Source organism: Devosia sp. (assembly GCF_014860165.1).
In the GTDB taxonomy this organism is placed as follows: Bacteria; Pseudomonadota; Alphaproteobacteria; order Rhizobiales; family Devosiaceae; genus Devosia.
In genome coordinates this window covers 103,447-114,941 of record NZ_JACZKG010000062.1, presented here as the reverse complement: position 1 = coordinate 114,941, position 11,495 = coordinate 103,447, and the positions used below count along the sequence as shown (strand labels likewise).

11 protein-coding genes are annotated in these 11,495 nt (G+C 64.9%); 10 read left to right on the top strand and 1 reads right to left on the bottom strand.

The window, feature by feature from the left end; translation table 11 throughout:
* The first annotated feature begins 47 nt into the window (after positions 1-47).
* The 8 genes from scpB (at position 48) to IH615_RS15390 (ending at position 7,387) form a co-directional block, all read left to right on the top strand.
* Positions 48-707: an SMC-Scp complex subunit ScpB gene (scpB, locus tag IH615_RS15425; protein ID WP_291363096.1), complete on the top strand. Its 660-nt coding sequence runs from the start codon at positions 48-50 to the stop codon at positions 705-707.
* Positions 704-1,801: an ABC transporter ATP-binding protein gene (locus tag IH615_RS15420; RefSeq protein ID WP_291363079.1), complete on the top strand. Its 1,098-nt coding sequence runs from the start codon at positions 704-706 to the stop codon at positions 1,799-1,801. Before scpB ends, IH615_RS15420 begins: the two co-directional genes overlap by 4 nt.
* 58 nt (positions 1,802-1,859) lie before the next feature.
* Positions 1,860-2,066 carry a twin-arginine translocase TatA/TatE family subunit gene (gene tatA / locus IH615_RS15415; RefSeq protein WP_291363078.1) on the top strand — a complete coding sequence of 69 codons (207 nt, stop codon included), beginning with the start codon at positions 1,860-1,862 and terminating at the stop codon, positions 2,064-2,066.
* Between the two features lie 47 nt (positions 2,067-2,113).
* Entirely contained in the window at positions 2,114-2,830 is a 717-nt protein-coding gene (tatB, locus tag IH615_RS15410) for a Sec-independent protein translocase protein TatB (protein WP_291363077.1), read from the top strand.
* 3 nt (positions 2,831-2,833) lie between these two features.
* Positions 2,834-3,652, top strand: a complete 819-nt coding sequence (gene tatC / locus IH615_RS15405) for a twin-arginine translocase subunit TatC (RefSeq protein WP_291363075.1) — start codon at positions 2,834-2,836, stop codon at positions 3,650-3,652.
* Positions 3,653-3,864: 212 nt separating this feature from the next.
* Entirely contained in the window at positions 3,865-5,196 is a 1,332-nt protein-coding gene (serS, locus tag IH615_RS15400; protein ID WP_291363073.1) for a serine--tRNA ligase, read from the top strand.
* Positions 5,196-5,963, top strand: a complete 768-nt coding sequence (gene surE, locus IH615_RS15395) for a 5'/3'-nucleotidase SurE (RefSeq protein WP_291363071.1) — start codon at positions 5,196-5,198, stop codon at positions 5,961-5,963. Before serS ends, surE begins: the two co-directional genes overlap by 1 nt.
* Before the next feature lie 146 nt (positions 5,964-6,109).
* Positions 6,110-7,387: a M23 family metallopeptidase gene (locus tag IH615_RS15390; RefSeq protein ID WP_291363069.1), complete on the top strand. Its 1,278-nt coding sequence runs from the start codon at positions 6,110-6,112 to the stop codon at positions 7,385-7,387.
* A gap of 54 nt (positions 7,388-7,441) precedes the next feature.
* Here the strand turns inward: IH615_RS15390 and IH615_RS15385 are convergent, their stop codons facing one another.
* A complete protein-coding gene (locus IH615_RS15385; RefSeq protein ID WP_291363067.1) occupies positions 7,442-8,320 on the bottom strand; it encodes an ATP-binding protein in 879 nt (292 codons plus the stop codon).
* Between the two features lie 207 nt (positions 8,321-8,527).
* On the opposite strand from IH615_RS15385, the gene yajC reads away from it, so the two are divergent.
* Positions 8,528-8,878, top strand: coding sequence for a preprotein translocase subunit YajC (yajC, locus tag IH615_RS15380; RefSeq protein ID WP_291363065.1), 351 nt, complete (start codon positions 8,528-8,530; stop codon positions 8,876-8,878).
* Positions 8,879-8,941: 63 nt separating this feature from the next.
* Positions 8,942-11,488 (top strand): protein translocase subunit SecD, encoded by a 2,547-nt coding sequence (secD, locus tag IH615_RS15375; protein ID WP_291363064.1) that lies wholly within the window; start codon positions 8,942-8,944, stop codon positions 11,486-11,488.
* Positions 11,489-11,495 lie beyond the last annotated feature (7 nt).

The following is an 11,495-nucleotide window of genomic DNA, read 5'->3' as shown; positions in this document are numbered from 1 at the left end:
GAGACGTTCGGTCCGCTGTTCATGCGCCGCCGCAAGGCGGACCGGCCGTGAGCGAGGTTTCCGACAATCGCAGCGAGGTGCTGGAGCGCAACCTGCGTGTGCTCGAAGCTATCCTTTTCGCGTCAGGCGAGCCTCTCGATGCTAACAGTCTGCTAGCATATGTGGGGGAGGGCGCTAACATTGGTGAACTTCTGCTGACGCTGCAGGCGCGCTACGCCGACCGGGGCGTCAATCTGGTGCGGCGTGGTGACAAATGGGCCTTCCGCACCGCCGAGGACCTGGGCTTCTTGCTGCGCCGCGACGAGCAGGAAAGCCGGCCGCTGTCCCGCGCTGCGCTCGAAACCCTCTCCATCATCGCCTACCACCAGCCGGCCACCCGCGCCGAGATCGAGGAAGTCCGCGGCGTCGCCACCGGCAAGGGCACGCTCGACCTGCTGATGGAAGCCGGCTGGATCCGCATGCGCGGCCGCCGTCGCACCCCCGGGCGCCCCGTAACCTACGGAACCACCGACGCTTTCCTCGATCACTTCGGCCTCGAAAGCCTGAGTGACCTGCCGGGCCTCGACGAGCTCAAGGGTTCAGGACTCCTATCCGGCCGCCTGCCACCCAACCTCCAGATTCCGCTGCCCTTCGATGGGGCCGCCCTCCGTGACGACGAAGACCCGCTCGATCCCGACGATCCCGGTGGCGACGAGGACCGGGAATGACCGAAAAGACCAGTACTGACTGGGGCTTGCGCGGTACGACCGGCGTCAGCTTCGCCGCTACGCTCGAATTCGACGCGGTAACCGTCCGGCTCGGGGGCAGGGTGGTGCTCGACCAGTTCAGCCTCATGCTCAACCCCGGCGAGATCGTCTGCCTGCTCGGCGAATCGGGCTCCGGCAAATCCACCGCCCTCCGCGTCGCCGCCGGCATCCAGCCGGTGCATGGCGGCGCCGTGCGCATCAATGGTCGGACCGTCTCGGCCGTTGGCACCACCGTTGCGCCAGACCGTCGCGGCATCGGCCTGATGTTCCAGGACTTTGCGCTCTTCCCGCACCTGACGGTGCTGCAGAACGTGCTGTTCGGCCTGCGCCGGCTGGGCCGCGATGCCGCCCTCGGCCAGGCGCAGGCAGCCCTCCGTCGCGTCGGGCTTGCCGACCGCGCGGCCGATTTCCCCCACATGCTGTCCGGTGGCCAGCAGCAGCGGCTGGCGCTTGCCCGCAGCGTTGCGCCGCGCCCGAGCGTCCTGCTATTGGACGAACCCTTTTCCAGCCTCGATGCCCGCCTACGCGAGACCGTGCGCGAGGAAACCCTCGCCGTGCTGCGGGAGACTCACGTCACCAGCCTCATCGTCACCCACGATCCGGAGGAGGCCATGGTTCTCGGGGACCGGGTGGCACTGCTCCGGCGCGGCAGGATTGCGCAGATCGGCACCGCCGCCGAGATTTATCGCCACCCCATCGATCTCGACGCTGCGCGCTTCTTTTCGCCGCTGAGCGAAATCGACAGTGTCGTTTCGGGCGGAGCCGCCGCCACGCCGCTCGGCGTGGTGCCTGTGCCGGGCCTGGCCGATGGCACGCCGGTCACCATCGCCATTCGCCCGGCTGGCGGGGCCGCCATGACCACCTCCGGCCCCGGCACGCCGGGTCGCATCATCGGCAAGCATGATGCGATCGGCATCGACATCTGCCAGGTCATGGTCGACGGGCTCGAAGCCCCCCTTGGCCTGCGCCAGCCCTCCGATGCCGCAATGGGCGTGGGACAAGACGTCTTCGTGACCCTGAACCCGGAACACGTTCTTGTGTTTGCACGCGATTGAACCTATTTCTGACCTATCTTTCGCGTGTAACGCGTTCTGAAATATTAGGGAGACCAAAATGCACGCGCCAGGAATTTGGGGCATTCTCGTTGTCGCCGTCGTCGTGATCCTGCTGTTCGGTCGCGGCAAGATTTCCGGCATGATGGGTGAAGTTGCCTCGGGCATCAAAGCCTTCCAGAAGGGCATGAAGGACGACGACAAGCCGGTCGAGCGCGTCACCACCGCCGACACTGCTGTTCGCGAGCCGGAAAAGAAGGACGTCTGAACGCGTCTGTTCTGACGGCCACGCCGCTGCTTTGAAGGAATAGGACTATGCTCGGCCTGGGTTGGACAGAGATGCTGGTGATCGGCGTCGTCGCGCTGATTGTCATCGGACCCAAGGATCTGCCGGTGGTGATGAGCCGCGTCGGCAAGGTCGTTGGACAGATCAGGCGCATGGGCAGCGAGTTCCAGCGCGAGATCAACAAGAGCACTGGCCTCGACGAGGTGCGTAACCTGCGCAACTCGATCACCGCGCCGCTCAAGAAGACATCGGACGAAATCCGCAAGGAGTTCAACGCCATGACGCCGACCGGCCCCAAGCCGAGCGGCATCATCAAGCCGGCCGACCCCAAGGCGGAGAGCGTGGTCGACGAGATCAAGGCCGCAGCCGGCATGACGCCGCCCAAGACGGCAGATCAGATTGCCGCCGAAGCGGGCTTCAAGCCCGCCGGTCCGGCGCCGGTGTCGTCCAAGGCCAGTTTGCCAGAGCCTGCCAAGAAGGTTGCCGCCAAGAAGGCGCCGGTGAAAGCCGCGGCTGCGCCAACCCGCCCGGTGATCACGACCGATCTGGCGCCGCTGGAAGCGGTTCCCAACCCCGCCGAAGCCAAACCCGTCGCCAAGCCCGTCAAGAAGCCGCGCACGCCGAAAGTCGAAGCTCAGGCGCCCGTGCCCGCACTGCCCACCGAGCCGGCGGATTCGCCGGCCACCAAGACGCCGCGGGCCCGTGCGCCACGCAAGGCCACCACAGCGAAAGCCGGAAGCGAATAGACCATGGCCGACGCCAAGCAGATCGAAGACAAGACCGCCGAGAAGGTCGACGAACTGGCCGGCAGCGAAGCGCCGCTGCTTGAACATCTCGTCGAACTGCGCAAGCGGCTGATCTACTCCGCTGTCACCATCGTGGCGCTGATGGCCTTCTGCTTCATCTTCGCCAGCACGATCTATGACTGGCTGCTGATCCCCTACAAGAACTCCGTCCCCGGCGCGAACCTGATCTTCACGGCGCCGCAGGAGCTGTTCTTCACCTACCTGAACGTGGCGCTGTTCGGCGCCATCTTCCTGGGTTTTCCGGTGGTGGCGAGCCAGATCTACATGTTTGTGGCGCCCGGCCTCTACAAGCATGAGCGCAAGGCATTCATCCCCTATCTCGTGGCCACGCCGATCTTCTTCGTGGCCGGCGCCGCCCTGGTCTATTTCATCGTCCTGCCCATGGCGCTGAGCTTCTTTGCCGGCATGCAGACCGAGGATATCGAGATGCTGACCAGCGTCAGCGAATATCTCGGCCTTGCCATGCTGCTGATCCTGGCCTTCGGCATCTGCTTCCAGCTGCCTGTCATCCTGACGCTGCTGGCGCAGATCGATCTCGTGCATGTCGACCTGCTCAAGAAGGGCCGCCGCTACGCCATCGTCGGCATCCTGATCTTCGCTGCTTTCATTACGCCGCCCGATCCGATCTCCCAGATCGGCCTCGCATTGCCCATGTACCTGCTCTACGAACTCTCGATCATTTCCGTCCGGATGGTCGAGAAGCGCCGCGCTGCGGCCCTGGCTGCACAGGAAGCGGAAATCTCCGGCTCATCATCCGAGTAGTCGCCCGGTTACCACCCACGGTGTCATCCCGGCGAAGTCCGGGATCCAGGTCCGTATTCCTCCCTGAACACTGAGTTTTGAGACACCTGCCGGGCTTGGATTCCGGCCTTCGCCGGAATGACCCAGGTGGGTTTGGGGATTGCAGCGGTTCCCCATCGACCTTAGACAACGTACGCAACCAACAAGAGGCGGGCAGGGACCCGTAGCAACCGATGTTCGATATCAAGTGGATCAGAGCCAACGCCGAAGCCTTCGACACCGCCGTCGCGCGGCGCAAGGGGGTATCGGTCCGCTCCTCAGATCTGCTCGCCATCGACGATCGGCGCCGCGAGATCATCGCCCGGCTCAACGACGCCCAGGAAAAGCGCAATGCGCTTTCCAAGCAGATCGGCCAGGCCAAGGCGCAGAAGGACGAAGCCAGGGCCGCCGAGCTGATGGCCGAAGTCGCCAGCCTCAAGGAGTCCATTCCCCAGGGCGAAGCCGATGAACGCGCCATCGAACTCGAACTGCGCAATGCCCTCTCGGTCATCCCGAACCTGGTCTTCGAGGATGTCCCCAACGGCACCGACGAAAGCGGCAATGTCGAGTATTTCGGCCGCAACGGTACGCCCGAAACGGCGGCCAAGGTCCGCGCGCCGCGTCCCAGCTTCTCGTTTGCTCCCAGGGAGCACTACGAAATCGGCGTGGCCGCCAATGGCAACATGGATTTCGAGATCGCCGCCAAGCTCTCCGGCAGCCGCTTCGTTGTGCTCAAAGGGCAGGTGGCCCGCCTCGAACGTGCGCTGGGCCAGTTCATGCTGGACCTGCATACGAACGAGCATGGCTATCTCGAAGTTCAGCCGCCATTGCTGGTGCGCGACGACGCACTGTTCGGCACCAATCAACTGCCCAAGTTCGAAGAAGACCTGTTCTTCACCCCACATGGTGAAAGCCGGCTGGCGCTGATCCCGACCGCCGAGGTTCCGCTGACCAACTTCGTGCGCGAGTCCATCGTGGCCGAAGAAGAACTCCCCCTGCGGCTCACCGCGCTCACCCCCTGCTTCCGCTCCGAAGCCGGCTCGGCTGGTCGTGATACGCGCGGCATGCTGCGCCAGCATCAGTTCAACAAGGTGGAGATGGTCTCCATCACCACGCCCGAGACCTCGATCGACGAGCACGAGCGCATGCTGGCCTGCGCCGAGACTGTGCTGCAGCGCCTGGGCCTCCACTATCGCGTCATGAACCTCTGCACCGGCGACATCGGCTTTGGTGCCCAGAAGACCTATGATCTTGAAGTCTGGCTGCCCGGCCAGGACACCTATCGCGAGATTTCCTCGGTCTCGGTCTGCGGTGATTTCCAGGCCCGGCGCATGGAGGCCCGCTATCGGCCACAAGGCGAAAAGCAGGCCCCGCGCTTCGTCCACACACTCAATGGCTCCGGCACGGCCGTCGGCCGCTGCCTCATCGCCGTCCTGGAAAACTACCAGCAGGAGGACGGCTCCGTCCTCGTGCCCGAAGTGCTGCGGCCCTATATGGGTGGCCTCACCTCCATCGGCGGCCGCTGATGAGCCTGCGCATCCTCATCACCAATGACGATGGTGTGGATGCGCCCGGCATCGCCATCATGGCCGACATCGCCCATACGCTGAGCGATGACGTCTGGATTGTCGCGCCCGACGGCAACCAGTCGGGGGCAGGGCATCGCTTCACCCTGGGGCGCGAACTGCACTTCGACCGCCGCGACGCGCGCACCTTCGCCGTCATCGGAGGCTCGCCCGCCGACTGCGTCGTGGCGGGCATGACGCACCTGCTGGGCGACAGGCCGGCCGACGTGGTGCTGTCGGGCGTCAATGCCGGCCAGAATCTGGGCGATATCATCAACTGCTCGGGCACCGCCGCCGGCGCCAGGGAAGGGGCCCTGCAGGGTGCCATCGGCATCGCGATGAGCCAGGGCATCAATTACGAGCACGGCCGCGAGGTGGATTGGTCCAATTCCATCCGTCACGGCGCCGCCGTGGCGGGCGCGGTGATTGCCGGGGCTCAGGGGCCCGGGACCTATTTCAACGTCAACTTCCCCTTTTGCGACCCCGACACCACCAAGGGCATCGCCGTGGTGCCGCATCAGCGCTTCTCGCGCTCGCCGTTCCGCTATTACCCCAGCGACAATGACGGCAAGTTCTTCATCGCCATTCCCGAAACCCCGATGCCGCTCGATCGCGCCGCCGATTTCGAGGTGATGCGGCGCGATGGCTATGTCACGGTCACGCCCATGCTGCTGCAGCAGACGGATGTGAGCATGGTCGAGAAGCTCAAGGGAACGATGGCTCTTTAGGGGCTGGCGTCGACCCGGCTCTTAACCTTACCCAATCCAGAATCCCGCCGTCACGAATTCGCTCAAATCGCATCGGCCTTAAACTCGTCTTTACCTTACCGGCCTAGTCTCAAACTCGTGTTGAGTACCTGCGTACGAGTAAGCTGATGAGTATCCGCGTATCCCGTCGGGCGCCCAAAGGTGCCGTGGCTATGGTTGGTCTGGTGACCGCCGCCGTCGCACTATCGGGCTGTTCCAGTCTCGGTAGCCGGACCTTCGGCGACCCCACGACGACCAGTTCCCTGCCGCAGAGTTCCCCCGCAAGCTATAGCCAGCCCATGCCGGCGAGCCTTGGTGCTCCCCAGAACATGACGGCCGATACCCGCTTCCTGCCGCCCGCCAATGTCGGTGGCGGCTGGAACAACCCGACTCCCACTGCCGTCCAGCCCGCCTGGAACCAGCCGGCCCAGCCTATGGCAACGGCCAGCGCCATGCCTTCCGTCCAGTCCCAAGACCTTCCTGTACTGAGTAATTCGTCTTCTCAGGGATCCCTCCCCACCATGCAAGCACAGCCCGCTCTCGCATCGGCCGCCCCGATGCCGTCTCCTGCCGCCCTTGGCAGCCTGCCGACCAACAATTCGGTGCCCGCGCTTGCCGCGGCTGCCCCAGCCGTGCCGACCCTGCCGGGCGGGGCGACAACCAACGCCTTCACCCACACCATTGCCAGCGGCGAGTCGCTCTACACCATCGCCCGCCGCTACGAGGTGACCACCCAGGCCATCGTCCAGGCGAACAACCTCTCCTCGCCCGACAAGATCGTGGTTGGGCAGAAGGTGATCATTCCCGGTCGTGCTGACCTGCTGGCCACCAAGGCGCCCACCACCCAGGTGGCCAGCGCCACGCCGATGGCTGCGCCAGCTGCTGCCCAGCAGACCCTGCCGCAGGCAGCGCCCAATGCCCTCCAGGCGGCAGCTCCGGCAGCAACGCCGCTTCCCACGGCCACTCCGCAGGCTGCCCCGGCCCAGGCAGCGCCTGTCCAGGTCGCCAGCGTTCCGGCAGCCGAGCCAGCCATGTCGGGCAGCGACAAGTTCCGCTGGCCCGTCAGCGGTCGCGTGATGGTCGACTTCGCCTCGTCCAAGGGCACCGGCATCAATATCGAGGTTCCCGAAGGCTCCGCCGTCAAGGCGGCCGAGAACGGCACGGTGATCTATGTGGGCTCCGGCGTCGAAGGCTACGGCAACCTGATCCTGATCCGCCATCCCAATGGCTACGTTTCGGCCTATGCCCACCTGCAGTCGATGAGCGTCGCCAAGGGCGCGGTCGTTGGCCGCGGGGACACCATCGGCGCCTCCGGCATGACCGGCTCGGTGACCAAGCCGCAACTGCATTTCGAACTCCGCAAGGGCGCCACCCCGGTCGATCCGGTGCCGCTACTGGCGGGTTGATCCCAGGCAAACTAAGCAGAAGCCCCCGCGAAAGCGGGGGTTTTTGTTTGTGCCCTAGATCGCCTTGCCCAATTCGCCCGCCAGCGTGCGCACGAGCTGGATCGCGACGCGTCCGGACCGTGCGCCCCGCGTCGCTGACCACTCGATGGCCCGCGCCCTGAGGGTCTCGTCGTCGATATCGAGGCCATAGTGGTCGGCATAGGCGCGCACCATGGCGAGGAAGGTCGGCTGGTCGCAATTGTGAAAGCCCAGCCACAGCCCGAAACGGTCTGACAGCGATACCTTCTCCTCAACCGCTTCGCCCGGATTGATCGCCGTCGAGCGCTCGTTCTCGATCATGTCCCGCGGCATCAGGTGGCGGCGGTTGGAGGTGGCATAGAACAGCACATTCTCCGGACGCCCCTCGAGGCCGCCATCAAGGATGGTCTTGAGCGACTTATAGCTAGTCTCGCCAGTGTCGAAGCTCAGGTCGTCGCAGAAGATGATGAAGCGCGCATCCTCGTTGCCGATGCGGCGCATCAGGGCAGGGAGGGTGTCGAGATCCTCTCGGGCGATCTCGATCAGCACCAGTCGCTGGAAGCCCTCGGCGCGCCGCTCGACGATGTCGCCATGGATGGCCTTGACCAGCGAACTCTTGCCCATGCCGCGCGCGCCCCAGAGCAGCGCATTGTTGGCGCCATGCCCCCGGGCAAACTGCTCGGTATTGCGCAGCAGGATGTCCTGCACGGCGTCGATGCCCTTGAGCATGCCCAGTGGCACGCGGCTGACCCTCGGCACTGCGGTCAAAACCGCGGCATCGCCATCCCAATGGTAGGCGTCGGCTTCCCCCAGCACCGGAATCGATAACTCAGCCGACGGCGCCAAGGCCTTGAGCGAGATGGCAATTTCGCCGAGGGTCGCGGCGATCTGGGCGAGGTGGTCTTTGGTCTTCAAAGCGAGCGTTTCCCGGGCTTGGCGCGGCAATTTGCGACCCCCGGAATGGCTTTGCAATCGCTGGGGTGCAAATGTATAGTCCGCGCGATTTTGACCGGGGTGCAAGTGCAACGAGCCCCATATGCGTCCAGTAGCGTCGCAACGTTGATGCTGGTCCCTGGCGCCGCCCCTCCACAAGCCAAGAAGAAACGATAGGAGCCTCGCCTCATGTTTGTAACGCCCGCCTACGCCCAGGCAGCCGGTGCCGCGCCCGCTGGTGGTATCAACGATATCCTGATCCAGCTGATGCCGATCCTGCTGCTGGTGGTGATCTTCTGGTTCCTGATCTTCCGCCCGCAGCAGAAGCGCCTCAAGGCTCAGCAGGCCATGCTCTCGGCCATCAAGCGCGGTGACACCGTGGTGACCACCGGCGGCATCGTCGGCAAGGTGACCAAGGCCGTCGACGGCGAAGACCTCGAGGTCGAGATCGCGACCGGCGTCAAGGTGAAGCTGGTGCGCGGCATGGTTGCCGACGTCCGCTCCAAGGGCGAACCGGTCAACGACAACAAGCCAGCCTAAGGGCATAGCCCGACCGACACCGGAGCCCACGGGCTCCGGTTTTCTGCTTTCAGGACGACTTTCATGCAGTCTTCGCCGATCCGTACCGCCATCATCGCCTTCGTTGCCCTGCTGGGCATTCTGTTCACGATCCCCAGCTTCCTGCCGCAGGACGTGCGCGACGCCTGGCCGGGCTTCCTGCCCAGGCAGACGGTGGTTCTGGGTCTCGACCTGCAGGGCGGCTCGCACCTGCTGCTGCAGGTCAACGAGGACGGCATTGTCGCTGAGCGGCTGCAGTCGCTGCGCCGCGACGTGCGCAACACGCTGGCCAACGACAATGGCATCGGCAACCTGATCACCACGGACGAGGCGACCAAGTCGCTGACGGTGGAGCTGACCGACCCGACGCAGCTGGAAGCCGCGCGTGCCGCCATCGCAGCCCTGCAGAACACCATCAGCAATTCGCTGATCGCGGTGGGTGGCGTCAACGAGCTGGCCTTCGGCGAGACCACCGACGGCAAGCTGACGGTGACCTTGACCCCCGAAGGCGTCGAGCAGCGCATGTCGGCGCTGGTGGCGCAGTCCATCGAAGTCATCCGCAAGCGCGTCGACGAGCTGGGCACGACCGAGCCTTCGATCCAGCGTCAGGGCACCAGTCGCGTGCTGGTGCAGGTGCCGGGCTTTGGCGACAGCCAGCGGCTGAAAGACATCATTTCGCGCACCGCGCGCCTCACCTTCCACATGGTCTATCCCGGCATGACCGCTGCCCAGGCCGAGGCCCAGGGCCTGCCGGCCGGCACCATGATCCTGCCCAGCCAGGATGGCGGCGCTGAGTTGCTCTATGAAGACGTTGCGCTTGGCGGCGAGTCGCTGGTCGATGCGCAGCCCAGCTATGACCAGCAGCGTGCCATGCCTGTGGTCAGCTTCAAGTTCGACACGCGCGGCGCCATCACCTTTGGCCAGATTACCGGCGCCAATGTGGGCCAGCGCTTTGCCATCGTGCTCGACAACACCGTTATCACCGCGCCGGTCATCCAGCAGCCGATCACCGGCGGCTCGGGCCAGATCAGCGGCAGCTTCACCACGTCGACCGCCAATGACCTGGCGGTGCTGTTGCGCGCCGGCGCGCTGCCGGCTTCGCTGGACGTCGTCGAGGAGCGCACGGTGGACGCCAGTCTTGGCGCCGACTCGATCCGCAATGGCCTCACCGCCGGCATCATCGCCGCCGTGCTGGTCGTGGCCTTCATGGTCGCGGCCTATGGCCTGTGGGGCGTGTTCGCCAATATCTCGCTGGTGCTCAACATCATCCTGATCTTCGGCGCGCTCTCCATGCTTGGCGCAACGCTGACGCTGCCCGGCATCGCCGGCATCGTCCTCACCATCGGCATGGCCGTGGACGCCAACGTGCTGATCTATGAGCGCATGCGCGAAGAGCAGCGCGCCGGCAAGTCTCCGATCCAGGCCATCCAGGCCGGCTTCGAACGCGCCTGGGGCACCATCGTCGACTCGCACCTGACCCAGCTCATCGCCGCCATCGTGCTCTATTTCCTGGGCTCCGGCCCGGTGCAGGGCTTTGCGGTGACCCTGGCGCTCGGCATCCTGACCTCGCTCTTCACCTCCTACACCGTCACCTCCTACCAGGTTCATGCCTGGTTCCGCCGCGTCCGGCCCAAGACGCTCAAGATCCAGCATTTCCGCTTCATTCCGGATGGCACCCGCATCCCGTTCATGAAGATCAGCCGCTACGTCATCGCCTTCTCGATCGTGGCCAGCCTCCTCTCCATCGGTTCGGCCTATTTCAAGGGCTTCAACCTGGGCATCGACTTCGTCGGTGGCACGGCCATCGTCATCCAGCACGAGGGCGGCCCCGCCGATGTTGGCCAGGTCCGCGAACTGCTGGACGGGCTCGAGCTGGGCGAAGTGCAGGTGCAGGGCTTCGGCACGCCCGAGGATGTGCTGGTGCGCGTCCAGGCGCAGGAGGGCGGCCAGGACGCCGACCAGGTTGCCGTCACCAAGGTCCGCGACGCGCTCGCCACCGAGAACTACACTGTCCGCAGCACCGAAGCGGTGAGCGGCACGGTCTCGGGCGAACTCGCCTGGAAGGGCACGATCGCCGTCATCGTCGCACTCGTCGCCATCCTGATCTACATCTGGTTCCGCTTCGAATGGCAGTTCGCCCTCGCGGCGATCGTCACGACCTCGCATGATATCATCATGACCATCGGCCTGTTCTCGATAACCGGGCTGGAGTTCAACCTGACCTCCATCGCAGCGGTGCTGACGTTGGTGGGCCTCAGTTTGAACGAAACGGTGGTGGTGTCGGACCGCGTGCGCGAGAACCTGCGCAAGCATCGCAAGATGCCGCTGCCCGAGCTGATCGACCTGTCGATCAACCAGACCATCGTGCGCACCTCGCTGACCCAGTTCACCGTGTTCCTGGCGCTGATTCCGCTGGTGATATTCGGTGGCGAGGTCATCCGCAGCTTCACCATTGCCATGACCTTCGGCTCCCTCGTGGGCATGTATTCCTCGATCATCATCAACGGCCCCATCCTCATCAATTTCGGCCTCAAGGCGAAGACTGACGAGGATGCGGCAGCGCCCAAGGCGGCTGACGGGGCTTCCGTCTGAGATCGGA

What these genes read in the sequence shown, in the direction of transcription:
- IH615_RS15420 (WP_291363079.1), top strand. Translation starts at nt 704, where the DNA reads ATGACCGAAAAGACCAGTACTGACTGGGGCTTGCGCGGTACGACCGGC.
- tatA (WP_291363078.1), top strand. Translation starts at nt 1,860, where the DNA reads ATGCACGCGCCAGGAATTTGGGGCATTCTCGTTGTCGCCGTCGTCGTG.
- tatB (WP_291363077.1), top strand. Translation starts at nt 2,114, where the DNA reads ATGCTCGGCCTGGGTTGGACAGAGATGCTGGTGATCGGCGTCGTCGCG.
- tatC (WP_291363075.1), top strand. Translation starts at nt 2,834, where the DNA reads ATGGCCGACGCCAAGCAGATCGAAGACAAGACCGCCGAGAAGGTCGAC.
- serS (WP_291363073.1), top strand. Translation starts at nt 3,865, where the DNA reads ATGTTCGATATCAAGTGGATCAGAGCCAACGCCGAAGCCTTCGACACC.
- surE (WP_291363071.1), top strand. Translation starts at nt 5,196, where the DNA reads ATGAGCCTGCGCATCCTCATCACCAATGACGATGGTGTGGATGCGCCC.
- IH615_RS15390 (WP_291363069.1), top strand. Translation starts at nt 6,110, where the DNA reads ATGAGTATCCGCGTATCCCGTCGGGCGCCCAAAGGTGCCGTGGCTATG.
- yajC (WP_291363065.1), top strand. Translation starts at nt 8,528, where the DNA reads ATGTTTGTAACGCCCGCCTACGCCCAGGCAGCCGGTGCCGCGCCCGCT.
- secD (WP_291363064.1), top strand. Translation starts at nt 8,942, where the DNA reads ATGCAGTCTTCGCCGATCCGTACCGCCATCATCGCCTTCGTTGCCCTG.